The organism is Thermithiobacillus plumbiphilus, assembly GCF_038070005.1.
Classification (GTDB): Bacteria; Pseudomonadota; Gammaproteobacteria; order Acidithiobacillales; family Thermithiobacillaceae; genus JBBPCO01.
Genome location: NZ_JBBPCO010000003.1, coordinates 127,129 through 149,500 on the forward strand (window position 1 = coordinate 127,129; position 22,372 = coordinate 149,500).

The 22,372-nt window shown below is 62.5% G+C and carries 25 protein-coding genes and 1 tRNA gene; 19 read left to right on the top strand and 7 right to left on the bottom strand.

All coding sequences use genetic code 11. The features are described 5' to 3' along the window. On the bottom strand, positions 1 to 1,782 hold the full coding sequence (locus WOB96_RS04470) for a tetratricopeptide repeat protein (RefSeq protein ID WP_341370078.1): 1,782 nt from the start codon (positions 1,780 to 1,782) through the stop codon (positions 1 to 3). A gap of 116 nt (positions 1,783 to 1,898) precedes the next feature. Here WOB96_RS04470 and hemA point away from each other — a divergent pair, with 116 nt between their 5' ends. Both hemA and prfA read left to right on the top strand, forming a co-directional pair. Then, positions 1,899 to 3,260, top strand: coding sequence for a glutamyl-tRNA reductase (gene hemA / locus WOB96_RS04475; protein ID WP_341370079.1), 1,362 nt, complete (start codon positions 1,899 to 1,901; stop codon positions 3,258 to 3,260). Next, positions 3,257 to 4,348 carry a peptide chain release factor 1 gene (gene prfA / locus WOB96_RS04480; protein WP_341370080.1) on the top strand — a complete coding sequence of 364 codons (1,092 nt, stop codon included), beginning with the start codon at positions 3,257 to 3,259 and terminating at the stop codon, positions 4,346 to 4,348. The genes hemA and prfA overlap by 4 nt, the downstream gene beginning before the upstream one ends. Positions 4,349 to 4,354: 6 nt before the next feature. Here prfA and WOB96_RS04485 read toward each other — a convergent pair whose 3' ends face one another. After that, complete coding sequence (locus WOB96_RS04485; protein WP_341370081.1) at positions 4,355 to 5,488, bottom strand: PilT/PilU family type 4a pilus ATPase; 1,134 nt, start codon at positions 5,486 to 5,488, stop codon at positions 4,355 to 4,357. A gap of 26 nt (positions 5,489 to 5,514) precedes the next feature. After that, positions 5,515 to 6,570, bottom strand: coding sequence for a type IV pilus twitching motility protein PilT (locus tag WOB96_RS04490; protein ID WP_341370082.1), 1,056 nt, complete (start codon positions 6,568 to 6,570; stop codon positions 5,515 to 5,517). A 106-nt stretch (positions 6,571 to 6,676) separates the two neighbouring features. Between WOB96_RS04490 and WOB96_RS04495 the strand changes: the two genes are divergently transcribed. The 5 genes from WOB96_RS04495 to WOB96_RS04515 all read left to right on the top strand — a co-directional run bounded on the left by WOB96_RS04495 (position 6,677) and on the right by WOB96_RS04515 (position 9,765). Next, complete coding sequence (locus WOB96_RS04495; RefSeq protein ID WP_341370083.1) at positions 6,677 to 7,396, top strand: YggS family pyridoxal phosphate-dependent enzyme; 720 nt, start codon at positions 6,677 to 6,679, stop codon at positions 7,394 to 7,396. Positions 7,397 to 7,413: 17 nt separating this feature from the next. After that, positions 7,414 to 8,304, top strand: coding sequence for a pyrroline-5-carboxylate reductase (proC, locus tag WOB96_RS04500; protein WP_341370084.1), 891 nt, complete (start codon positions 7,414 to 7,416; stop codon positions 8,302 to 8,304). Next, the gene (locus tag WOB96_RS04505) at positions 8,301 to 8,597 is read left to right on the top strand and encodes a YggT family protein (RefSeq protein WP_341370085.1); all 297 of its coding nucleotides are present in this window, start codon (positions 8,301 to 8,303) and stop codon (positions 8,595 to 8,597) included. Before proC ends, WOB96_RS04505 begins: the two co-directional genes overlap by 4 nt. After that, entirely contained in the window at positions 8,594 to 8,905 is a 312-nt protein-coding gene (locus WOB96_RS04510) for a DUF167 domain-containing protein (protein ID WP_341370086.1), read from the top strand. Before WOB96_RS04505 ends, WOB96_RS04510 begins: the two co-directional genes overlap by 4 nt. 278 nt (positions 8,906 to 9,183) lie before the next feature. Continuing rightward, a complete protein-coding gene (locus WOB96_RS04515) occupies positions 9,184 to 9,765 on the top strand; it encodes an outer membrane protein (protein ID WP_341370087.1) in 582 nt (193 codons plus the stop codon). A gap of 43 nt (positions 9,766 to 9,808) precedes the next feature. Here the strand turns inward: WOB96_RS04515 and WOB96_RS04520 are convergent, their stop codons facing one another. The 3 genes from WOB96_RS04520 to WOB96_RS04530 all read right to left on the bottom strand — a co-directional run bounded on the left by WOB96_RS04520 (position 9,809) and on the right by WOB96_RS04530 (position 11,742). Then, positions 9,809 to 10,405: a class I SAM-dependent methyltransferase gene (locus WOB96_RS04520; RefSeq protein WP_341370088.1), complete on the bottom strand. Its 597-nt coding sequence runs from the start codon at positions 10,403 to 10,405 to the stop codon at positions 9,809 to 9,811. 3 nt (positions 10,406 to 10,408) lie between these two features. After that, positions 10,409 to 10,786 (bottom strand): Co2+/Mg2+ efflux protein ApaG, encoded by a 378-nt coding sequence (gene apaG / locus WOB96_RS04525; protein WP_341370089.1) that lies wholly within the window; start codon positions 10,784 to 10,786, stop codon positions 10,409 to 10,411. A gap of 62 nt (positions 10,787 to 10,848) precedes the next feature. After that, on the bottom strand, positions 10,849 to 11,742 hold the full coding sequence (locus WOB96_RS04530) for an aldose 1-epimerase family protein (protein WP_341370090.1): 894 nt from the start codon (positions 11,740 to 11,742) through the stop codon (positions 10,849 to 10,851). An 81-nt stretch (positions 11,743 to 11,823) separates the two neighbouring features. Here WOB96_RS04530 and WOB96_RS04535 point away from each other — a divergent pair, with 81 nt between their 5' ends. From WOB96_RS04535 to WOB96_RS04550, 4 genes are all read left to right on the top strand, one after another. After that, positions 11,824 to 12,201, top strand: coding sequence for a DsrE family protein (locus WOB96_RS04535; RefSeq protein ID WP_341370091.1), 378 nt, complete (start codon positions 11,824 to 11,826; stop codon positions 12,199 to 12,201). Between the two features lie 47 nt (positions 12,202 to 12,248). Continuing rightward, positions 12,249 to 12,324: transfer RNA gene (locus tag WOB96_RS04540), tRNA-Phe, on the top strand. A 182-nt stretch (positions 12,325 to 12,506) separates the two neighbouring features. After that, positions 12,507 to 12,797, top strand: a complete 291-nt coding sequence (locus tag WOB96_RS04545; RefSeq protein ID WP_341370092.1) for a type II toxin-antitoxin system RelE/ParE family toxin — start codon at positions 12,507 to 12,509, stop codon at positions 12,795 to 12,797. After that, positions 12,794 to 13,087, top strand: a complete 294-nt coding sequence (locus WOB96_RS04550) for an addiction module antidote protein (protein WP_341370093.1) — start codon at positions 12,794 to 12,796, stop codon at positions 13,085 to 13,087. The genes WOB96_RS04545 and WOB96_RS04550 overlap by 4 nt, the downstream gene beginning before the upstream one ends. 73 nt (positions 13,088 to 13,160) lie before the next feature. Here the strand turns inward: WOB96_RS04550 and WOB96_RS04555 are convergent, their stop codons facing one another. Beyond that, entirely contained in the window at positions 13,161 to 14,018 is an 858-nt protein-coding gene (locus tag WOB96_RS04555) for a pirin family protein (protein WP_341370094.1), read from the bottom strand. Positions 14,019 to 14,288: 270 nt separating this feature from the next. Here WOB96_RS04555 and WOB96_RS04560 point away from each other — a divergent pair, with 270 nt between their 5' ends. The 8 genes from WOB96_RS04560 to WOB96_RS04595 all read left to right on the top strand — a co-directional run bounded on the left by WOB96_RS04560 (position 14,289) and on the right by WOB96_RS04595 (position 22,314). Beyond that, complete coding sequence (locus WOB96_RS04560) at positions 14,289 to 15,992, top strand: GspE/PulE family protein (RefSeq protein ID WP_341370095.1); 1,704 nt, start codon at positions 14,289 to 14,291, stop codon at positions 15,990 to 15,992. A gap of 3 nt (positions 15,993 to 15,995) precedes the next feature. Next, entirely contained in the window at positions 15,996 to 17,216 is a 1,221-nt protein-coding gene (locus tag WOB96_RS04565; protein WP_341370096.1) for a type II secretion system F family protein, read from the top strand. 83 nt (positions 17,217 to 17,299) lie between these two features. Continuing rightward, positions 17,300 to 17,737: a pilin gene (locus tag WOB96_RS04570; protein ID WP_341370097.1), complete on the top strand. Its 438-nt coding sequence runs from the start codon at positions 17,300 to 17,302 to the stop codon at positions 17,735 to 17,737. A gap of 44 nt (positions 17,738 to 17,781) precedes the next feature. After that, entirely contained in the window at positions 17,782 to 18,222 is a 441-nt protein-coding gene (locus WOB96_RS04575; RefSeq protein ID WP_341370098.1) for a prepilin-type N-terminal cleavage/methylation domain-containing protein, read from the top strand. Further along, positions 18,212 to 18,733, top strand: a complete 522-nt coding sequence (locus WOB96_RS04580) for a type IV pilus modification PilV family protein (RefSeq protein ID WP_341370099.1) — start codon at positions 18,212 to 18,214, stop codon at positions 18,731 to 18,733. The genes WOB96_RS04575 and WOB96_RS04580 overlap by 11 nt, the downstream gene beginning before the upstream one ends. Further along, positions 18,733 to 19,581, top strand: coding sequence for a type II secretion system protein (locus WOB96_RS04585; RefSeq protein ID WP_341370100.1), 849 nt, complete (start codon positions 18,733 to 18,735; stop codon positions 19,579 to 19,581). The genes WOB96_RS04580 and WOB96_RS04585 overlap by 1 nt, the downstream gene beginning before the upstream one ends. Before the next feature lie 10 nt (positions 19,582 to 19,591). Then, positions 19,592 to 20,014, top strand: coding sequence for a pilus assembly PilX N-terminal domain-containing protein (locus WOB96_RS04590; protein WP_341370101.1), 423 nt, complete (start codon positions 19,592 to 19,594; stop codon positions 20,012 to 20,014). Further along, on the top strand, positions 20,011 to 22,314 hold the full coding sequence (locus WOB96_RS04595; protein WP_341370102.1) for a DUF6701 domain-containing protein: 2,304 nt from the start codon (positions 20,011 to 20,013) through the stop codon (positions 22,312 to 22,314). Before WOB96_RS04590 ends, WOB96_RS04595 begins: the two co-directional genes overlap by 4 nt. Positions 22,315 to 22,372: the final 58 nt, after the last annotated feature.

Here is a 22,372-nt window from a genome sequence, read left to right on the forward strand (position 1 = left end):
TTAGCGCTTGATCCGCTCTTTGAGAGCGGCATTGTCGGGGTGGGCTTGCAGAGCTGACCGCCACAGCTTGCGGGCCTCGTCGTGTCTTCCGAGCGCCCAGAGCACCTCGCCGGCATGGACGGATATTTCCGGGTCGTTGGGGTACTGCAGCAAGGCTTTCTGCAGATAGTCCAGGGCTTCCTGATCGCGCCCCATCTCGTGCAGCAGCCAGCCCATGCTGTCGAGAATATAGGGATCGCGGGGCGCCAGTTGCAGCGCCTTTTTCAGCAGGATTTCCGCTTCCGGCAGGCGCTCCCGACGTTCGACCAGACTGTAGCCCAGAAAGTTGTAGGCATGGGCGTTGTCGGGCTGCAGGCGGATGACTTCGCGGATGTCCTGCTCCATGGCGGCATAGTTACGCATGCGCTCGTATATCGCTGCACGCTGATAGAGCAGATCCGGCTGCCGGGGGGCCTTGGCAATGGCCGCATCGATGATGGCCAGCGCGCCGGGGGCATCCTTTTCCTGCATGGCCAGCTCGGCCTGCAAGAGCTGGATGCGCAGGTCATCAGGCATCTTTTTCCGCAGATCGGCCAGACGGGCATGGGCCGACTTCAGGTTGCCGGCCTGGGCATCGAGCTGGATCATGCGCAAGCGGGCCTCCACATACAGGGCACCGGGACCGATCCCCTCATACCACGCCAGTGCCTGGGGCAGATTGTCCCGGGATTCCTCCAGCCGTCCCAGATAGTAACGTGCGGCAGGCTGATCAGGTGCCAGCTCCATCACCCGATTCAGGGACTGCTCGGCCCTGGACAGGTCATTTCGTTGCAGCTCGATCATGCCCATCACCAGAAAGACGTCGGGATTCTCCGGCTGCAGAGCGGCCAGCTCCTGGTACAGGGCATAGGCATCGTCCCAGCGTTCCTGCCTCAGCAGGCTGGCGGCCAGATACATGCGGGTTTCCTGGGCATTCGGGTTGCGCTGGATGTAGGTCTGCAGGAAATCGCTGGCGGCCCTGTCTCCCTGTACCTTTGACAGGGTCATGGCCACGGCCAGGGCCGCCTGCTCCCACTCCGGACGCCGCTCCAGGGCCTGGCGAAACAGAACGAGCGCCTTGTCGTCCTGCCCCATCCTGATACGCAGATGCCCGAGGGCGTAATAGGCCGCGGCCTGCTGCGGCTGCTTCTTGATCAGCATCTGCAGGGTCTGTACTGCCGGTTCATATTGCCGGCTGGCAGCCAGGATCTCGCTGAGCTGCAGATAGACGTCCATGCGCTCCGGGAAGCGCTGGGTGAGCTGCTGCAGCAGCCGCACCGCTTCGTCCCGCTGGCCGGTACCGACCAGCAGCGCGGCGAGGTATTGCGAGGGTTCGACCTGATCGGGCGCCGCCCGCGCCCAGCGGCGGGCTAGCGGCAGGGCTTCCTGCAGGCGATCCAGTTGGGTCAGCGCCTTGGTCGCGCGCTCCAGCACGCTGGGATCATTGGTATTTTCAGCGGCCTTCTTCCAGGCTTCGGCAGCAAGCGGCAGATCGCCACTTTGCAGGGCAAATTCGCCCAGCATCAGCTCGAACATGCCCTGGGCGTTCAAGGGACTCTGCCTGTCGGACAGGCGCGGCTGCGCAGTCGCCGCCTGGCGGCTGGCCGACAACAGGATGGCCGGGACTTGCGGTTGACCTGATGATTCCTGCACGCCCGACCCGCCCACTGGCTGGACGGGCAAAAGCGATCCGGCCAGGAGTTCGTTGCAGGCCAGCATCAGCCCGAGCCAGAGCCCGCCTGCCTGCCAGTTCTTTCTGCCCATGCTTGGTCCTCTGAGAAAGGATAGAAAAGGTACAGCTTGCCCACGGATCAGGAGATTGCCTGAGTTATCAGTGCAAGCTTGCATTGATCCTGGGCTTTGCGGAAAATCGACAGATTATGCCCACGCTAGTCGTATTCAACAGTCGTCAGTCCGGACAGGGTTCCGGGCAGTGCGCAAAGGCGCGAGCCGGTGGCGCCCATCCAATATGGCAGGACATGAAGATATTTTCCCTGGGATTAAATCACACAACCGCGCCGGTCGAAATCCGCGAGCAGGTCGCCTTCGCGAGCGAAGGCATCATGCAGGCTCACCAGGATCTCGTCGCCCAGCCCGGCATTGGCGAGGCGGTGATCCTGTCCACCTGCAATCGCACAGAGATCTACTATAGCACTGATTCCGCCAGCCCCGAGAGTGTTTCGCGGTGGCTGGCGGAATACCACCACCTGTCCATCCCCGACCTGGACCCCTATCTCTATGTGCACACGGGCGATGCCGCGGTCCAGCATCTCTTTCGGGTGGCGTCGGGCCTTGATTCGCTGGTGCTTGGCGAGCCGCAGATCCTGGGTCAGCTGAAGAACGCCTATCTGCTCGCCCATCAGGCCCAGAGCGTCGGCGCCTTGTTCAATCGCCTTTTCCATTGGAGTTTTTCGGTGGCCAAGCGGGTGCGCACCGAAACCCAGATCGGCAGCCAGGCGGTCAGCGTGGCCTTTGCCGCGGTGAGTCTGGCCAGACGCATCTTCGGGGACCTGAGCGGCCAGCAGGTACTGCTCATCGGCGCCGGGGAGACCATCGAGCTGGTCGCGCGCCACCTGCGCGAGCAAGGCGTGGGCCGCGTCACGGTTGCTAACCGCAGCGCCGAGCGCGCCCGCCAGGTGGCAGAGGAGTTCCAGGGCCACGCTATCGGGCTCGGGCAGATTCCGGAAGCCCTGGAAGATGCCGATATCGTGGTCAGCTCCACCGCCAGCCCTCTGCCCGTGCTGGGCAAGGGCACGGTGGAGCGCGCCCTGAAGAAGCGCCGTCACCGGCCGGTCTTCATGGTGGATATCGCCGTGCCGCGCGATATCGAACCCGAGGTCGGGCAGTTGCCGGACGTGTATCTTTATACGGTGGATGATCTGCAGGGCATCATCGAGGAAAACCTGCAGGCACGGCGTGAAGCCGCCAAGGCCGCCGAGACCATCATCATCGAGGAGAGCCTGGCCTTTGGGCGCTGGCAACAGGGGCTCGGCGCGGTCCCCACCATTCGCCTGCTGCGCGAACGCGCGGAGCAGTTGCGGCAAAGCGAAGTGGAGCGGGCGCTGCGCCTGCTCCAGCAGGGACAGGCGCCCGAGCTGGTGCTCGAGCGCCTGTCGCATGGCCTGGTCAACAAATTGCTGCACCAGCCGACCGTGACCCTGCGGGCCGCCGGTGAAGCCCGCGAGGAGCCGGCGCTGGTCGCCGCCCTGCATACCCTGTTCAAGCTGGACGAAACCTCATGAGCATCAATCCGCGCCTGCAGGCCAAGCTGGAACATCTCGCCGAACGCTATGAAGAGGTGAATGCCCTGCTGTCGGAGCCGGAGATCATTCAGGACCAGCCGCGCTTCCAGCAGCTCTCGCGGGAATATGCCGACCTGAGCCCGGTCGTGGACGCCCTGACCCGGTTTCAGACGACCCGCGACAGCCTGGAGGAAACCCGCGCCATGGCGGCTTCGGAGAGCGATCCCGAGTTGCGCGAAATGGCCGCCCAGGAAGTGGTGGAGATGGAAGCGCAGCTCGATCAGCTGCTGCTGGCCTTGCAGAAATTCCTGCTGCCGCGGGACCCCAACGACGAGCGCAACGTGTTTCTGGAAATCCGCGCCGGGGCCGGCGGCGAGGAAGCGGCGCTGTTTGCCGGGGCCCTCTTGCGCATGTACAGCCGCTATGCCGAATCGCGCGGCTGGCGCGCGGAGCTGATCAGCGCTTCGGAATCGGATCTCGGCGGCTACAAGGAGGCCGTGGTGGAAATCAGCGGGCGCGGTGCTTACTCGCGCCTGAAATTCGAGGCCGGTGGCCATCGCGTGCAGCGGGTACCGGAAACCGAGACCCAGGGCCGGATTCACACCTCGGCCTGCACCGTGGCGGTGCTACCGGCCGTGGATGAAATCACCGGCATCGACATCAACCCCGCCGATCTGCGCATCGATACCTATCGCGCCAGCGGCGCCGGCGGCCAGCACATCAATAAGACCGATTCGGCGGTGCGCATCACCCATCTCCCTTCCGGGATCGTGGTGGCCTGTCAGGAAGACCGCTCGCAACACAAGAACCGCGCCCGTGCCATGAGCCTGCTGCAGTCGAAGCTGCTGGAAGTGGAGCAGGAGAAGCAGAGCAGCGCCCAGGCCAGCGCGCGCAAGCTGATGGTGGGTTCCGGGGATCGCTCCGAGCGCATCCGCACCTACAATTTCCCGCAGGGGCGGATCACCGACCACCGCATCAACCTGACCCTCTACAAACTGGAACAGGTGCTGGCGGGCGAGCTGGACCTGCTGATCGAGCCGCTGATCAGCGAATACCAGGCCGATCAGCTCGCCGCGCTGGGCGACTAGTCTCGCCTATTCTTCCACCTGCAACTCGGGTGTCGTCCCCAGGGCGCTGCGCAGCCCCGGATCCTCGCGGCCCTGGCGCATGCATTCGAGCTTGATGGCCAGTCGCACCTCGTTGATCGAGTCGGCATTGTGCAGGGCATCCTCGTAGCTGATTTCCCCATCCATATAGAGCTTCAGCAGGGCCTGGTCGAAGGTCTGCATGCCCATCTCGGTGGATTTGGCCATGACCTCCTTGATCGCGCCCACCTCCCCTTTGTAGATGAGATCGGCCACGGTCGGGGAGTTCAGCAACACCTCGATCGCCGCACTGCGCCCCTTTCCGTCCTTGCGCGGGATCAGCCGCTGCGAGACGACCGCCTTGAGATTCAGCGACAGGTCCATCAGGAGCTGGCTGCGCCGGTCCTCGGGGAAGAAGTTGATGATGCGGTCCAGGGCCTGGTTGGCGTTGTTGGCATGCAGGGTGGACAGGCAGAGATGGCCGGTTTCGGCGAAGGCAACGGCGTGCTCCATGGTCTCGCGCGCGCGGATCTCGCCGATGAGGATCACGTCCGGCGCCTGGCGCAGGGCGTTCTTCAGCGCCTCCTCGTAAGACTCGGTATCGATGCCCACTTCGCGCTGGTTGACGATGGACTTCTCGTGGCGGTGCAGGAACTCGATCGGGTCCTCGATGGTGAGGATGTGACCGCTGTCATGGCGGTTGCGGTAGCCAACCATGGCCGCCAGCGAGGTCGACTTGCCGGAACCGGTGGCGCCGACGAACAGGATCAGGCCGCGCTTGGTCATCGCCAGTTCGCGCAGAATCGGGGGCAATCGCAAACCTTCCAGTTGCGGGATGTCGGTCTTGATCGAACGCAGCACCATCCCGACTTCGTTGCGCTGATAGAAGGCATTGACGCGGAAGCGGCCTACCTGGGGCACGCTCAGGGCCATGTTCAGCTCCTTGTGAGCCTCGAATTCCCCGAGCTGTTCCTCAGTCATCATCTCCCGCGCCAGGGCCACGGTTTCCATGGGCTTGAGCGAGGAGCTGCCGACCGGCACGCTCTTGCCATCGATCTTGAAGGTGGGCGGCGCGCCGACGGTCAGATAGAGATCCGAGGCATTGCGCTGGTTCATCAGCAAAAGTAGATCGCGAAAACTCAAGCTACCCTTCCTTTTTCATAAGGTTTTCATAAGGCGCCAATATTGGCAAAGAGATCCCGGTTCTGGGCCTTGCGCATGGCATCTTCGGCACGCACCCGCCGGGCCTTGACCAGGTCGATGAGGTTCTGATCCAGGGTCTGCATGCCCTCGCGCTGCCCGGTCTGGATGACCGACACCATCTGCGCCACCTTGCCCTCGCGGATGAGGTTGCGGATGGCGGGCGTGCCGATCATGATCTCGTGCGCCGCCACCCGGCTGTTACCGTCGGCGGTCTTGAGGAGGGTCTGGGCGATCACGGCGCGCAGGGACTCGGACAGCATCGCGCGCACCATGTCCTTCTCGGCAGCCGGGAAGACATCGATGATACGATCGATGGTCTTGGGCGCGGAGCTGGTATGCAGGGTACCGAACACCAAGTGGCCGGTTTCGGCGGCGGTCAGGGCCAGACGGATGGTTTCGAGATCGCGCAACTCGCCCACCAGGATGATATCAGGATCCTCGCGCAGGGCCGAGCGCAGGGCGTTGGAGAAAGAATGGGTCTGCGGCCCCACCTCGCGCTGGTTGATCAGGCACTTCTTGGCCTTGTGCACGAACTCGATCGGATCCTCGATGGTGAGGATGTGCTCGTGCTTGTTCTCGTTGATGTGATTGATCATCGCCGCCAGCGTGGTGGACTTGCCCGAGCCGGTGGGGCCAGTCACGAGAATCAGGCCACGCGGCACCTCGATGATGCTCTTGAAGGCCGCGGGCGCATTGATCTGCTCCAGCGACAGCACCTCGGAGGGAATGGTCCGGAAGGCCGCCGCCGGACCGCGATCCTGCTGGAAGGCATTGACACGGAAACGGGCGACGCCGCCGAGATCGACAGAGAAGTCGACTTCCAGGTTTTCCTCGAAGAACTTGCGCTGCTTGTCGTTCATGATGTCATAGATCATGGCATGCACCGCCTTGGCATCGAGCGGTTCGATGTTCAGGCGCTTGACCTCGCCATTGATGCGGATCATGGGCGGTAATCCCGAAGACAGGTGGGTATCCGACGCCTTGTTCTTGACCGCAAAGCTCAACAGTTCCGTGATGTCCATGGCCTTCCTTCCAAATCCTGTGTCTCTCAATATGAGTGCAATGGTGTATATTAGTCGATAAATACAAATTGACTGCCCCGTCCCGGCGTGGGCGAGCAGGAATCACATGTCAGCGGACAATTGCACGGATATCGAAAGCCGCCTCCAGGCAGTGCATCAGAGAATCGCGGCCGCCGCCGGAAAAGCCGGCCGCGACCCGGCGGGCATCCGCCTGCTGGCGGTCTCCAAGGGTGTCGGCGAGGCAGGCATCCGCCAGACCATAGCCACCGGACAGCATCTCTTTGGCGAGAGCTACATCCAGGAGGCCGTGGACAAGCTGGCTGCCCTGGCGGACTGCCCGGACCTGGAATGGCACTTCATCGGTCCCATCCAGCGCAACAAGACGCAGCTCATTGCCAGGCATTTTGATTGGGTACATGGGCTCGACCGCCTGCTGATCGCTGAGCGCCTGAATGCCCAGCGTGATCCCGCCCGCCCGCTGAATGTGCTGATCCAGGTCAATGTCAGCGGTGAAGCGAGCAAGGCAGGCATTGAACCAGCCGAGTTGGATGCGCTGGTCGATGGCGTACTGCGGCTGCCGCATCTGCGCCTGCGTGGCCTGATGGCGCTGCCAAGTCCCGATCTGACTCAGGCCAGCTTGCAGTTCGGGCAGATGGCGGGCTATTTTCAGAGCCTGCGCGCCCGCTGCCCCGACGCAGCAATCGACACGCTGTCCATGGGCATGTCGGATGATCTGGAACTGGCCGTGGTGGCCGGGAGCACCATGCTGCGCATCGGCAGCGCCATCTTCGGACCCCGCGAGTACCGGCGCGCCGCGCCAGACTGACGCAAAAAGAGGAACTCATGTCCAAAGGGACCAGCAAGACGCAGAACAAGAACGGCTCCTCGGTCACGCCGGTGTCCAAGGCGCGCAAGCTGGCCATCATCGGCGGCGGCAACATGGCCCGCAGCCTGATCGGCGGGCTCCTTCACGATGGCTGGAAGCCCCGCCAGTTCCGGGTCGCAGACCCCAACGCCTCGCAACGGGACCTGTTGTCGCAGACCCTGGGCGTCACGGTATTCGAGGACAATCAGGAAGCGGCAGCAGGGGCCGATGGCGTGGTGCTGGCCGTCAAGCCCCAGGCCCTGAGCAAGGTCGCGCGCGAGCTTGCACCCGCGCTGATCCAGACCAAGCCCCTGATCATTTCCGTGGTCGCCGGCATCCGTACCGCCGACATCCAGCGCTGGATCGGGGCGCCGGTGCCCATCGTGCGGGTCATGCCCAATACGCCGGCCCTGGTGGCGGCGGGCGCTTCGGGGCTTTACGCCACGCCCGAGGTCAACAATGTACAGGTCGATTTCGCCGAATCGATGATGCGTGCCGTGGGTCTGGTGGTCTGGATCCAGCAGGAGTATCTGATGGACTCGGTGACCGCCCTGTCCGGTAGTGGGCCGGCCTATCTCTTTCTGGTGCTTGAGGCCATGGAAGATGCGGCCGTCGCGCAGGGCCTGGATCGTCGCACCGCGCGCCTGCTGACCTTGCAGACTGTGTTCGGGGCGGCCAAGATGGCGCTGGAAAGCGAGGACACGCCCGCAACCCTGCGCAGCCACGTGACCAGTCCGGGCGGTACCACGGCGGCCGGGGTGCGGGAACTGGAGCGCGGCATGCGGGACCTATTCTATCAGGCAATTGCCGCCGCGGCCGCGCGCTCGGAGGCCATTGCCAATCATTACGGTGCGGAGGGAGAAGAATGATATCAGGTAGCCTGCTCATCAGCCTGGCCAATATCATCAGTCTGGTGCTGACCCTGTATTTTTACGCCATCCTGATCCGTGCCCTGCTCTCCTGGGTCAATCCCGACCCCTACAATCCGGTGGTGCGATTCATCGTGCGCATCACCGAGCCGGTGCTTGGTCCCTTCCGCCGCCTGATCCCGCCCATCAGCGGCTTTGACATCTCGCCAATCGTCGCCCTGCTGGTGATCGAGTTCGGCAAGAATCTGCTGGTGCGCTGGCTCTACAGCATGGCGGGTCCTGGATTGACGTGAACGCTGAAAATCCTGCCTGGCACTGGCAGGATCGAGATCTGATCCTTGCCATTCATGCCCAGCCTGGCGCCAAACGCACCGAGATTGCCGGGCAGCATGGCAACGCCCTGAAAATCAGGGTACAGGCAAGACCCGTGGATGGTGCGGCCAATGCCGCCCTGATCCGCTTCCTGGCGGAACAGTTCGAGATTCCGCAACGCCGGATCAGCATCCTGCAGGGCGAGACTGGCCGCGAAAAGGTCCTGCGACTGCGGGAACCAGATCATTCTCATGCGCTCTCCCGCCTTCGTGCCTGGAACCTGGCCTGATCCCGCCTTCTCCTCCAAATCCACCTTTTGTCCTACTCCGAATGTTGGAACGCTCTGAAACTCCCCGGAACCCCTGCTCAGGCCGGTGGTCATAATCTGTACATGTTGCGCCGTTGCCACAAGCTGGCATACCGCAAAGACTTGTAGAACCGTGAAACCATCTTGATTGATGTAGCCGGATGTTCGCTATGTCAACCCAACCCAGGCAGGATCGTTGTAAAGACGTAACAATGTAGAATTGTCATGTCATTCACGAATCTGCAACTACGGAGGTCAACATGAACAAGAAGATCCTCGCAGCACTTGCTTCCACCCTGGTCCTTGGGGCGGTTGCCGTACCTGGCGCCATGGCGCAAGGATACATGTCCCAGAGTTCGGGAAACTGGACCGGGCCTTATGTGGGTGGCCGAATCGGTCTGAACAATTCCGATTCCGATATTAGCGCGGATAGCAAAACCGCATTTACCGGTGGCGCCCAACTGGGTTACAACATGAACATGGGTGGCCCGGTGATTGGTGCGGAAGGATTCATTGACTGGAATGCCTCAGCGGACCACGCCACCTACCCCTACGGACCCTTGAGCTATGGCAGCTATGTCTGGGGCGCTGACGCCAAGCTCGGCGTCGATCTGGGTCAGTTCATGCCTTATGGCAAGCTCGGCATAGCCAGCACCAATCTCACGGACGATGCCAGTGGCGATGAGTGGGGCCTGCATGGCGGCCTGGGCATTGAATATATGATCATGCCCAATGTTTCAGCCAAGGGCGAGTGGACCTACAGCCGGGCCAATATTGGTTTCCCCGAAGCTGAATTCACGAACAACAACTTCACCGTGGGCGTGAACTACTATTTCAAGTAAAACGCCCCAGCTTGCTGCGGACCGGCCCTTCGGGGCCGGTTTTTTATGCCTTACGCAAGCGGATCAGCCGAAACCAGCCACCTGCCAGCGCCGGGACGTCCGACACCAACTGCAGGCTGGATACATCACGCAGCACATCTTCAAACACCACATCCGTACGCGTGGCCAGCCTCCCGAGCAGGGGGCTGATCAGGCGCCGCAGCGGTGCCTTTTGCCCCGGCTTCAGGAATTTATCGAAGATCAGGATCTGCCCGCCCGGTTTCAGCACGCGCACGGCTTCAGTCAGCGCGCGCGCCGGCTCGGGTACCACGGCCAGGATCAGATGCATGACGATCCGGTCGAATACCGCACCGGCAAAGGGCAACTGCATCGCGTCTCCCTGTACCAGCCTCACCTGCCTGCCATCCGGGCGATCCATAGCCTTCTTCAGCATGGCCCAGGTCAGGTCCACCCCCACATAATCCGCGCCCACTGGCAGCCAGGGATAATCAAGCCCGGTCCCCACGCCATCGATGAGGATGCGCTGCCCGGCCACCTCACCCAGTCCGGCCAGGCTTTGCTGTCGCGCTCGCGCCGTCGCCCCGGCGATGAGGGCATCGTAACCAGCGGCCCAGAGCGTATAGGTCCGGCGCAGGCTCATCGTTCAGTGCAGCACGGTGGCGGTCGCCAGCCTGAAAGGCGGGATGGTGGCATCAAAGGCCCGGCCCTCGGCATCGATCATCTGATAACTGCCATGCATGCTGCCCACCGGCGTCTCCAGTACGCTGCCGCTGGTGTACTGGTAGCTGTCACCCGGCTGCAAGACGGGCTGCTCACCGACCACGCCTTCCCCGCGTACTTCCTTGGTCTCGCCGTTGGCATCGGTGATGATCCAGTGGCGGCTGATCAACTGGGCCGGCATCTCGCCCTGATTGGTAATGGTGACACGGTAGGCGAACACGTAGTGGTTCCGTTCGGGCTGGGACTGTTCCGCCAGGTAGCGGGTCTCCACCTGAATCTCGATTCGGGGTAACTGGGACATGGCAGGATCTCGTTGTCAACGGTTTCAGGGATTCCTCAGCCGGGATGCGCTGGCGGGCTCGATCAGGCCCCGACCGCCGCGGCCGGCTGCACTTCGATTTGAAAGGCACACCGCAAGGACTCGCCGGGCGGCAGGTGGATCATGTCGCGCTTGGCCAGCAGATCCGGCGGCTCGCCGACAAAGCTGGCGTGCCCCTGCCAGGGCTCGATGCAGAGAAAGGGCGCGCCCTGGGGCCTGGACCAGATACCAAGGAAGGGAAATCCGGTATAAATCACGCGGATGGAAAGCCCGCCCTGGCGCGGCTGAAATCGCACCCACTGTGACGCGGGATGGAACAGCACGATGGCGTCCTCACGAAACAGCGCTTCATCCAGGGGCAATAGATGTCCCTGCCAGGGCACGGCCCCCTGTCCGCCTGTCAACAAGCCATCCCCGACGAGATAGCGCTCGCCCTGCTCGGGCTGCTCGAAAAGCAGCACGTAATCTGTTTTGGCAAGGCCCTCTTCCAGCGGCCAGTTGAAGGCTGGATGACCGCCCACGCCGAAGGGCACGGTTTCATCACCGGCATTGCGCACCAGAAAGGCGGTCTCGATGCCCTCGCCATGCAACTGATATCGCACCCGCAGATCGAAGGCGAAGGGATAGCGGACAAGCGTTTCGGTGCTGGCACGCAAGCGCAGCGTGACGGCATCGCTGTCCTGCTGCTCAATTTCAAAGACGCTGTCCCGCGCAAAACCATGTTGTCCCAGCTGGAAGGTCTGCCCGGCGTGGGTATAGCGATCGCCTTGCAGACGCCCGACGATGGGAAAGAGGATGGGTGCCGTACGCGGCCAGTAGGCCGGATCAGCGCCCCAGATCACATTGCTGCCACCTGCGGGAATCAGCGAACGCAGCTCGGCCCCAAGCGGGTCGATCTCCGCCCTGAAAAACGCATTTTCCAGCACCACTCTGTCCATGCTCCCCTCCGGGCGTTTGCTTACAATTCCTGGAATTTTGAATACACTAGGGATTTTTCGAGCGAAAATCAAAGGATTGCCATGGCCGACAAACTGGTGATGATGCTGCTGAACACCACGCCCGAGCGCCCCCATGAGTGCGGCGCCCCTTTCTTCCAGGCCGCCGCGGCTGCGGCCATGGATATCGAGGTGGAAATCTATTTTGCCGGCAAGTCCGCCGCGCTCCTGAAAAAGGGCGTAGCTGAAAAGCTCTACCCGAGTGATGGCGGCGACAAGTCCATCTACGAGTTCATGAAGGATGCCGCTGATCTCGGGGTGAAATTCTATGCCTGCGGCGGCGCCCTGACGGGGCATGGAATCAGTGCCGGAGATTTGATCGCCGAATGCACTGGCGCGGCCGGCGGCGCGGCCTACATGGCGCGGGTGATGGATGACGAGTGGAAGGTGCTGGGTTACTAGACCCGGCTTGACTTGGCGGGCCTTGCGCTGTTTAATAGGCGGCCATTGCCCAGGTAGCTCAGTCGGTAGAGCAGAGGACTGAAAATCCTCGTGTCGGCGGTTCGATTCCGTCCCTGGGCACCAGACAAAAAGGGTCAGGCTGAAAAGCCTGACCCTTTTTCTTTGCGTCACGGAATACTTGCTCCAATTCTGCTCCACCGGGGTTGGTATGGCATCCATTCGGAAATGGCGTGAGCTGCAATGGGAGGCGCCCCCGCGTAGTTGCTGCCAAGTAGTTTAAGGACTACAATCGAGCCATAATCGATTTGAGGCAAACCGAGGCCTTCCGGAAATGGTGGACCAATCTGAAGGATGGTCGAGCCCGAGGCGCGATCTTTTCGCGGTTGGACCGTCTGGCTTATGGTCATGCGGGAGATGTGCGACCGGTCGGCCAAGGGATCAGTGAATTGCGCATTCATCATGGCCCGGGCTACCGCATATATTTCCAGCAGCGCGGCGCCACGATCATCCTCCTGTTGTGCGGTGGTGACAAAAGCACACAGGCAAGGGATATTCAGACCGCGAAGCGTTTAGCAAATGAATGGAGCGAGTCATGACCGAGAAACTGACTGTTTTTGATCCTGCCGAGGGGTTGGACTCTGATGAAGCCGTTGCCATGTTCATGGCCGGCGCGTTCGAGACCAACGATGCCGGCTATATCGCGCACGCCCTGGGAGTAGTTGCCCGAGCCAAGGGCATGGCCCAGATTGCCGCCGAAACCGGACTATCCCGCGAACAGCTTTACCGTTCGTTCAGCGAGCGCGGCAACCCGACCTTGAAAACGACGCTGGCGGTGATGAAGGCCCTGGGCATCGAACTGAGCGCCAAGGTCCCCGCCGCCCATTGACTCTCCCCCCGGCTAGCCGGGGTCCAGCAGCACATCGGCACATGCCGCGATCAGGCCCGCCAGTTCGGCCATCCTAGGCCCCCTGCATGGCGGCCTTGCTGCGCACCAGCTTGTTGTCGCGGTAATCCATCAGGGCCTGCTCGATCTCCTCGCGGCTGTTCATGACGAAGGGGCCATACTGCACCACCGGCTCCCCCACCGGCTTGCCCGCCACCAGGATGAAGCGCGCGCCATCCGGGCCGGCGACGAGTTCGACAGCGTCGCCCGGGCTCAGCACGGCCAGACTGTGTTGTGGCAGATCACTGCCGCCCAGCGCCGCGCTCCCCTCGAAAACATAGATGAAAGCGGTGTCGTTCTCACGCAGGTCCTGCCGGAAGGCGTGGCCAGCAGCAAGCGTGACATCCAGATATTGCGCCTGAGTGTTCGGATCCGAGATCGGTCCACGCGTTTCGCCATACTGACCCAGCAGCACGCGCACGCGCTCGCCATCACGATTCACCTCGGGAATCGCCTCGGGCGTGAATTCCTGATACTCGGGATCATTCATCTTTTCACGCGCCGGCAGGTTGATCCAGAGCTGAAAGCCGCGCAGCAAGCCATTGGTCTGCTGTGGCATCTCGGAGTGGATAACGCCGCTGGCGGCCTTCATCCATTGCGCCCCGCCCGCGCGCAGATCGCCGCGATTGCCCATGCTGTCCTGATGCTGCATGTGGCCGTCGAGCATGTAGGTGAAGGTGATGAAACCACGATGCGGGTGCTCGGGAAAGCCCGCGATATATTCATCCGGATTGTTGCTGCCAAAGTGATCCAGCATCAGAAAAGGATCGAGCTGGCGCAAGGCCGGGGTGCCGATGGTGCGGTGCACCGTGACGCCCGCGCCTTCGGATACCGGTCGGGCGCGGATCAGTTGCTGGATGGAACGGGTAGTCATGGCGGACCTCCTGGTTCATTCATAAACGATAGCACGGCCTCAGACAGAAAGGCGGACGATCTGCTCTATCGAAGACCACCGCTTCATGCCCAATCTCTTTGGGTTAGAGAATTGGACTCCAAATCGACGCGCTACTCAATCCGGGGAGGACATCGCCATGATGAAGTGTACGGCTGAACGTGACAGGGCTTCTGAATTCAGTCCGCTTCGCCCCCACCCTGACCTCCCGCTCAAAACCTGCTATATACTCCTACAAACGTCGGAGAAGATATGGCCGCAAGACTCAAGAAGATCCGCCTGGGCGATCTGCTGGTGCAGAATGCCGTCATCAGTCCCATCCAGCTTGAACAGGCCCTGAGCTTGCAGAAGGCCAGTGGCCACAAGCTCGGGCGGGTGCTGGTGGAAAGCGGCACGCTGGCCGAAAGCACCCTGCTCAACTTCCTGGCCACCCAGCTCAACATCCCCTTCATCGATCTCGCGCAGTTTCGCATCGATGCCGCACTGGTTCGGCGCCTGCCGGAGACCTTCGCGCGCCGCTTCCGCGCCCTGCCGCTCCAGGATCAGGGTGGCGCGATCCTGGTCGGCCTGTCCGATCCCACCGACATCTATGCCCAGGACGAGCTGTCACGCCTGCTCGGCAAGCCGGTGGAGCCGGCGGTGATCAGCGAGGCGAGCCTTTTGGAACTGCTGCCGCGCTTTTACAAGGGCACGAGCCAGGCCGCCGGCTTCGCCGAGGAACTCAAGCAGGATCTGGCGGCAAGCACGCCGGATGAACTGCTGACCGAGAGCAGCGTGGAAGACGCGCCGGTGGTGCGCTTCCTCAATGCGCTCTTAAAGGATGCGGTGCGCATGAAGGCCTCGGACGTTCACATCGAGCCGGACGCGAAGCTGCTGCGGGTGCGCTTTCGGGTGGATGGGGTGATGCACGAGCAGGTGACCGGCGAGGCGCGCATCGGCGCTTCCGTGACATCCAAGCTCAAGCTGATGGCGAATCTCGACATTGCCGAGCGACGCCTGCCTCAGGACGGGCGCTTCAATATCAGCATCGAGGGCCGGGCCTACGATATCCGCATGTCGACGCTGCCGGTGCGCTTTGGCGAATCCATCGTGCTGCGTCTGCTGGACCAGTCGAGCGCGCGCAGGCGCTTTCACGAACTCGGCATGGCGCCGGACGTGGAAGCCGTGCTGGAGCATCTGGTGCGCCAGCCGCATGGGCTGCTGCTGGTGACCGGCCCGACCGGCTCGGGCAAGACCACCACGCTCTATGCCGGGCTCAACGAGATCAACTCGGTCGAAAAGAAGATCATCACCGTCGAGGATCCGGTCGAGTATCAGCTTGAACTCGTGAATCAGGTGCAGGTCAACGCGCGCATCGGGCTGGATTTCGCTTTGGTGCTGCGCTCGGTGCTGCGCCAGGACCCGGACGTGGTGATGGTCGGCGAGATCCGCGATCTGGAAACCGCGCAGATCGCCCTGCGCGCCGCGCTCACCGGGCATCTGGTGCTGTCCACCCTGCACACCAATGATGCGGCGTCGAGCCTGACGCGCCTGGTGGATCTGGGCCTGGAGCCCTTCGTGGTGGGATCGAGCGCCATCGGTGTGATGGCCCAGCGGCTGGTGCGGCGCATCTGCCCGCAGTGCAAGACCGAGGACACGGAAGTCTCCGAAGCTGCGCGCGCCCAGTTTGCCGGCCAGCTTGGCAAGACGCCGGGCGAGCTGCGTTTTCACAAGGGGCGGGGTTGTCTGGCCTGCAACAACACCGGCTATCAGGGCCGCCAGGGCATTCATGAACTCATCCGCGTGGACGCTACAGTGCGCGCGGCACTGGAAGCCGGCAATCGCCAGGCCATCGTGGATGCCGCGCTGAAGCAGCCGCAGTATCGCCCCTTGCGCATTGCCGCGCTAAGACTCGCCAGTGAAGGCGTGACCTCGCTGGCGGAAGTGGCGCGAGTCACGGCGGAGATGGATCACTAAGCCATGGCCGAGTTTCTCTACCAGGCCCGCAACCCGCGTGGCGAACTGCTCAATGGCCGCCTGGAGGCGGGTAATGCCAGTGCGGTGGCGGCTTTTCTGAACAACAACAGTCTCATCCCGGTGGATATCCGCGAGGCGCCGCCGCCCAGTTCGCTGCAGTTGCTGATCGAGCGCCTGCGGCTGCGGCGTATCGCGCGCAAGGACATCATCATGTTCGCGCGCCAGCTCTATGCCCTGCTGCGCGCCGGCGTGCCCCTGTTATCCGCCATCGACAGCCTGCGCCAGACCTACGGCATGGATACGCAGCTCGGGCGCATCCTCGGCGAGGTGCGTGCCGACCTCGATGCCGGGCGCTCGCTTTCCGAGGCACTCGCCAGACATCCGCAGGCCTTCAGCGAGCTGTTCGTGAGCCTGGTGGCGGTGGGTGAGAACACCGGCAATCTCGACGCCACCCTGCTCGCGCTGGCGGGTTATCTCGAACGCGACGAGGACACCGCCGGCAAGGTGAAGCGCGCCCTGCGTTACCCCAGCTTTGTCGTGATCGCGCTGGCAGTGGCGATGGCGATCCTCAATTACATGGTGATCCCGCAGTTCGCCAGGATGTTCAAAAGCGCGCATGTGGACCTGCCGATCTTCACCAAGATCCTGATCGCAACCAGTGACTTCAGCACCAAGTACTGGTGGCTGGTGCTGCTGCTGGGCATTGCGCTCTGGTTTGGTGCGCGCGCGGCGGTCAATACCGACCAGGGGCGCCTGCGCTGGGACCGTTACAGGCTGCGCCTGCCGGTGTTCGGCTCGCTCATTCTCAAGAGCGCCATGGCGCGCTTCGCACGCACCCTGCAACTGACCGGCAAGGCCGGCGTGCCCATCCTGCGCGGCATCGAGCTCATCGCCAGGGCCACCGACAACCGCTTCATCGCCGAGCGTCTGCAGGGCATGAAAACCGGCGTGGAACGTGGCGAATCGCTCACCCGCACGGCGCAGGCCACGCATCTGTTTCCGCCGCTGGTACTGCAGATGATCGCGGTGGGGGAGGAATCGGGAAACATCGACGAGCTGATGGGCGATGTCGCGGATTTCTACGAGCGCGAGACCGCTTATGAGATCGAGGCATTGTCAGCAAGAATCGAGCCGATTATGCTAGTGATCATGGGGACTTTAGTCTTAGTGCTTGCCTTGGGTATTTTCCTGCCCATGTGGGACATGGCGCGGGTAGCCCACTGATTTTGCAGTCCGGCTTGTTTTATTTGCGCAAGCCGCTATTTGTCGAAAACAACAAGTTGTCCATTCACCAGGGAGGTTACATCATGTCCATGCAGGTCAAACAGCAGGGTTTCACCCTGATCGAACTCATCGTCGTCATTACCATTCTCGGCATTCTCGCGGCCTTTGCGCTGCCGCGTTTCGTGGATCTGCAAAGAGATGCACGTATTGCCACGCTGAATGGGCTGGCGGGTAGCTTGAAGTCGGCTTCGGCGATGGTGCATGCCAAGGCCTTGGCCAAAGGCCAAACTGCAGGCACTCTCGATATTGGCGACGGTCAGAGCGTCAGACTTAGTAATGGTTACGCCACAACAGCCACAATCGGTAATGCCTTACAGGATTTGACCGGCTTTTCTCTCAGAAATGGAAAATTCACGCTGACAGGCGCACCGACTCCTGCCGAATGCTACGTGCAGTACACGGCTGCCACATCCAGCACAGCACCGGCCACGGTCGGAACGCCAGTAACCAACGGCTGCTAGGCGGAGCGCAGGGTGGGCACAGCCCGCCCTGCTTCTGATGCGCCATGCGCCAGTCCCCTGCTCAAGAAAACGGGTTTACCCTCATTGAGCTGATCGTCGTCATCTCCCTGATCGGCGTCCTCGCCGCCTTTGCCATTCCCCGTTTTTTCGGCGCGGACTCCTTTTCCGCCAGCACCGCCCAGAACGAACTGATCAGCGTCGCCCGTCATGCCCAGCAACTGGGTATGAATCAGACGCACTCCGTGCGACTGGTCATCAGCAACAGCGACTACGGCGTGCAAATCAACAATGCCTGGATCGCCTCGCCCAGCGGGGAGAGCTATCCCCTGCCCTTTCCGCGCGGCGTGACAGCCACAGGCCAGGCACTCGCCTATGACCGCCTCGGCGACACCGGGCAGAGCACCACCGCGACCGTCACGCTCAGCGGCGGTGGCGAGAACCGCCAGGTCTGCATCGAGCCCACTGGCTATGCCCATGCCTGCTAGCATCCAAAGGCAAACGGGCTTCACGCTTATCGAGCTGATCGTCTTCATCGTGGTGATCGGCGTTGCCCTGAGCGGGGTACTGCTGGCGGTGAATCAGGCGACCAGCCACTCGGCTGATCCGATGATCCAGATCCGCGCCGCCGAACTTGGTCAGGCCTATCTCGACGAGATCCTGCCCAAGAAGTTTGACGCCAATACCGGCAATGATGGCCAATCGCCGCCCTGCGATTCCCCTGCTGGCAGGCCCTGTTCCACGGCACTCGGGGTTGAGGCCGGCGAGACCCGCGCGAGCTTCGATGACGTGGATGATTACCAGGGCCTGAATGAAGCGCCCACGGACGCCGAGGGCAATCCCCGGCCCGGCTATGCGGGCTACCGGGTGACAGTGAGCGTTGCCCATGCCGGTACGGATCTCGGGATCGCCAATGCCGCCGCCAAGCGGATCACGGTGACTGTCACCACGCCACAGGGAGAGTCCTTCCCCTTCAGCGCCTATCGGAGCAATTTCTGATGCGCCGCGCTGGGGGCTTCACCCTGATCGAGATGATCGTGGCCTTGGTGATCCTGGGCATTCTCGCCGCCGGGACCACGGCCTTCATCGTGCGCAGCGTGGAGGGTTACCGCGATACGGCCCGGCGCGACCAACTGGCCAGCACTGCGCGTCTGGCGGCAGAGCGCATCAGCCGCGAGCTGCGCGGCGCCCTGCCAAACAGTGTGCGGGTAAGCGGCAATTGCATCGAGTTCATGCCGCTGGTCAGCGGGGCACGCTATCAACGCGAGACGGGCAGCTATCCTTCTGGCGAGGCCATCCTGGCCCTGCCGGTCAGTGGCTTTTCCGAGGCCGCGAGCACGCTCGATGCCCTGGATCTGAATGGCGATTTCAGCCAGGGCGGCTTTGCGCTGGCGGTTTATCCTTTGGGTCCGGGCAGCGGCAATGGTGATCCCTACGCCAGCGGCGATCCCGGCGTGCGCTTTCCGATCCAGTCGGTCAGCACGAGCGGACGACCCGCCGGCGTGAGCCGGGTCACGCTCATTGGGGCACATCAGTTCTCGCGCCAGTCCGCCGCCCAGCGGCTCTTTGTCACCCGCGACCCGGTGAGCTTCTGTGTGCTGAGCAATGGCGAACTGCGCCGTTATCACGATTACGGGGTGCAGGCCAGCCAGCCCGCTCCGCCCGCAGGCGGGGATCTCCTCGCCGAACACCTGCCGCTCAGGGATGGCGGCGGCGCGGTCCAACCCTTTCGCTTTACGGCCGGTTCACTGAACCGCAACGGGCTCGTCGCCCTGGATCTGCGCTTCATGCAGAACGAGGAGTGGGTGCGCATCCGCCATGACATTCAACTGCGCAATGTGCCATGAGACGAGTCCCATGAAACAGCCGTTTTCACAATCTGGATTCTCGCTGCCGGTGGCGATCTTCGTGCTGGTGGTGCTGTCACTGCTGGGCGCGGCGATGACGCGCATGCTGGCGACCGGCGCGCAATCGGTGGGTTTTGAAGTGCTCTCCACCCGCGCCTTCTACGCCGCCGAAAGCGGCGCGCAGTGGGGCATGAACACAATCTTTCCGCCGACAGGCAGCGCGGCCGCCACCTGCTTTGCCCAGCAGGATCTGAGCTTCAGTGCCCAGGGCCTGGCTGGCTGCAGCGCGCAGGTAAGCTGCGCCGGGCCGGTGGTGGTAGCGAATGCCGGCGGCGCGACCAGCACGCAGTTTCGCATCAGCAGCCGGGGCGCTTGCGGCAGCGGCAGGGATGCGGCGACGAGGATGATCGAAGTCGGAGCGCAGAACCCATGAAGCGGCTGCGCCTTCTTCTCGCGTGTTTTTTGATGCTGGCAGCGGGCCAGGCGGCCGCCTATATTCTCAATCTGAACGACAATGTGCACATCGGAAATGATGAGGGCCCGCGCTGGAGCCCGGAACAGGCAATCGGTACAAAGGTTTCCTTGAGCTTCCCGCTTGCCAATCCCGCCACCCTGCAGCAGATCAGTTTTTTTGATCTGGGCGATGTCGAAGCCGGCTGGCCGATTCTGGGTTTCATCGACGGCAAGCCCTGTCCATTTTGTCTTGCTGCGCCCGCCAGCGTGGCGATCGATGGCGTCGCGATTGGCACCCTGGATCGCGATGACCAGAAGTTTACGCTGGTCAAGACGCTGTCCCTGAGCGCCGGCGAGCATACCCTGACTGTCAGCGCGGGGCGAATCTCTCTGCTCTTGCTGGGATTTGGCTATGACGATATCCAGTGGGACAAAATCCAGTTGGACCTCGGCAATGGATCGGGATCGCTTAGTAGCGACCCCTTCAATGCCGTGGACAGGAATACAGACCCCATCACCGGCCCTATCCAGACCAGGATTGCCGGCCAGCCCTTTGATCTGGACATCTATGCCCTCAAGGATGGCCGGGTAAACAATGGGTTCGATGGCGATGTACAGATCGATCTGGTCGATGCCTCCAGCGGCGCGGTCTGCGCCGAGCTGCCGACCCTGCCGGGCTGGAGCAGCATGTCTGCCACGCTGCGCAAGGGTGAAGGGACGCTCAGCAACATCCTGTATGCAGATGCCGTCGCCAAGGTGCGGGTGCGCATCACACAAGCGGGTCTTGGCGATGGCGGTGGGCACGGGCATAAACACGACAACGACAACGACAACGACAACGACAATGGCAATGGCAATGGCAATGGCAATGGACAGAACAATGCAGCGGCCTGCTCCAGCGACAACTTCGCCATCCGCCCGAGCCATTTCCTGATCCAGGCCAGCGATCAGAACTGGGAATCACCAGGCACCACCAATATCCTGAATACCGCGACAGCCAGCGGCACGCCGATCCACAAGGCGGGCCAGCCTTTCACGCTGCGGGCAAGTGCCGTGAATGCTTCGGGCACAGCCACGTCCGGCTACACAGGCGGCACGCCTACGGCAATCGCCGTTTCCCAGGTCCTGCCCGCCGGTGGCGCCCTCGGCACATTGGCAACGGCCAGTTGGACCTTCAGCGCGGGCGTGACGGAAAGCACGGCAGCTTATTCCGAGGTCGGCGCGGTCGCGGTTCAGGTAACGGACAGCGGCTTCGCCAGCGTCGACGCCAGTGACGGCACGCCACTGTGCCAGCGCAGCATCGGCCTGCGTTGTAATGCCGGCAACCAGCCGCAATACGCCAAGGGCGCCACGACCATCGGCCGCTTCGTGCCCGATCATTTCGAGATCCCGGCCATCAGCATCCGCAATCGTACCGACGCCGCCACTCTGGCCGGCTGCGGCAATCCCTTCAGCTATCTCGACGAGCAATTCGATCTCGTTTTCAGCATCAGCGCCCACAATGCCCAGAACCAACTCACACGGAACTACAGCGGCACGCTGGCGAAGTTCGATCAGCCCTTTGCGCCGGATACGAGTGCCAGCCAGGGCCGCTGGCGATTCAGCGCCATCGATTCACCCGTAAGCACCAGCAGCGCCGATCTCACGCCCCGACTGGCACAAAATGGCTTTGCAGGCAGCACTGCCTTCAGCAATGGCGAAGCTGATGGCGTTAGGGCACAACTGAAGATCAGGCGCCAGGATAGCGCGCCCGGTTTCACGCCGGACGGGCCTTTTCTCAACACCGACATTTCTCTCACCCCTGAGGATGGCGATGGCGTGATGACGAAGCCCCATAATCCTGTCCACTCCGCCTTCTACTTCGGGCGGCTGACTGCCGACAATGCCTATGGCTCGGAACTGCTGCCCCTGCCCATGTGGGTACGCACGCAGTTCTGGGACAGCGCGAGCCGGAGCTGGCGGGACAAGACCGACGACACCTGCTCGCTGTTTCAGCTCAGCCCACCGACCGGCACCGCCCTGGGCGCCACGGCCGCAAATGACGGCCGCGGCTACTGGACACAGGCCGATTACAGCGCCACGGGCGGTCAGCTTTTTGCGCCAAACACCAGTGGCCATCGCGCCGGCGCACAACTCTGGTATACCGCGGGCGGCACGGGCGGCAGCTTTCTCGTTCCTTTTGCCGCTCACCCTTACCTGCTCAGCCAGCCCGCCCTGGCCGCCTTCGGGCACTTTCAGGGCAACCGGCACATCATTTATTGGCGGGAAGTGCTCAACTAGACTATCTTTTCATCTAATCCGACCTTTGTCCGACAATACGAATTTTAAAACCGGCTCC

Coding starts and splice junctions, on each gene's coding strand:
- WOB96_RS04575 (WP_341370098.1), top strand. CDS start 17,782: ATGCGCCAGTCCCCTGCTCAAGAAAACGGGTTTACCCTCATTGAGCTG.
- WOB96_RS04515 (WP_341370087.1), top strand. CDS start 9,184: ATGAACAAGAAGATCCTCGCAGCACTTGCTTCCACCCTGGTCCTTGGG.
- hemA (WP_341370079.1), top strand. CDS start 1,899: ATGCCCACGCTAGTCGTATTCAACAGTCGTCAGTCCGGACAGGGTTCC.
- WOB96_RS04550 (WP_341370093.1), top strand. CDS start 12,794: ATGACCGAGAAACTGACTGTTTTTGATCCTGCCGAGGGGTTGGACTCT.
- apaG (WP_341370089.1), bottom strand. CDS start 10,786: ATGTCCCAGTTACCCCGAATCGAGATTCAGGTGGAGACCCGCTACCTG.
- WOB96_RS04590 (WP_341370101.1), top strand. CDS start 19,592: ATGAAACAGCCGTTTTCACAATCTGGATTCTCGCTGCCGGTGGCGATC.
- WOB96_RS04580 (WP_341370099.1), top strand. CDS start 18,212: ATGCCTGCTAGCATCCAAAGGCAAACGGGCTTCACGCTTATCGAGCTG.
- WOB96_RS04530 (WP_341370090.1), bottom strand. CDS start 11,742: ATGGACAGAGTGGTGCTGGAAAATGCGTTTTTCAGGGCGGAGATCGAC.
- WOB96_RS04520 (WP_341370088.1), bottom strand. CDS start 10,405: ATGAGCCTGCGCCGGACCTATACGCTCTGGGCCGCTGGTTACGATGCC.
- WOB96_RS04535 (WP_341370091.1), top strand. CDS start 11,824: ATGGCCGACAAACTGGTGATGATGCTGCTGAACACCACGCCCGAGCGC.
- WOB96_RS04555 (WP_341370094.1), bottom strand. CDS start 14,018: ATGACTACCCGTTCCATCCAGCAACTGATCCGCGCCCGACCGGTATCC.
- WOB96_RS04495 (WP_341370083.1), top strand. CDS start 6,677: ATGTCAGCGGACAATTGCACGGATATCGAAAGCCGCCTCCAGGCAGTG.
- prfA (WP_341370080.1), top strand. CDS start 3,257: ATGAGCATCAATCCGCGCCTGCAGGCCAAGCTGGAACATCTCGCCGAA.
- WOB96_RS04505 (WP_341370085.1), top strand. CDS start 8,301: ATGATATCAGGTAGCCTGCTCATCAGCCTGGCCAATATCATCAGTCTG.
- proC (WP_341370084.1), top strand. CDS start 7,414: ATGTCCAAAGGGACCAGCAAGACGCAGAACAAGAACGGCTCCTCGGTC.
- WOB96_RS04470 (WP_341370078.1), bottom strand. CDS start 1,782: ATGGGCAGAAAGAACTGGCAGGCAGGCGGGCTCTGGCTCGGGCTGATG.
- WOB96_RS04565 (WP_341370096.1), top strand. CDS start 15,996: ATGGCCGAGTTTCTCTACCAGGCCCGCAACCCGCGTGGCGAACTGCTC.
- WOB96_RS04595 (WP_341370102.1), top strand. CDS start 20,011: ATGAAGCGGCTGCGCCTTCTTCTCGCGTGTTTTTTGATGCTGGCAGCG.
- WOB96_RS04490 (WP_341370082.1), bottom strand. CDS start 6,570: ATGGACATCACGGAACTGTTGAGCTTTGCGGTCAAGAACAAGGCGTCG.
- WOB96_RS04570 (WP_341370097.1), top strand. CDS start 17,300: ATGTCCATGCAGGTCAAACAGCAGGGTTTCACCCTGATCGAACTCATC.
- WOB96_RS04560 (WP_341370095.1), top strand. CDS start 14,289: ATGGCCGCAAGACTCAAGAAGATCCGCCTGGGCGATCTGCTGGTGCAG.
- WOB96_RS04585 (WP_341370100.1), top strand. CDS start 18,733: ATGCGCCGCGCTGGGGGCTTCACCCTGATCGAGATGATCGTGGCCTTG.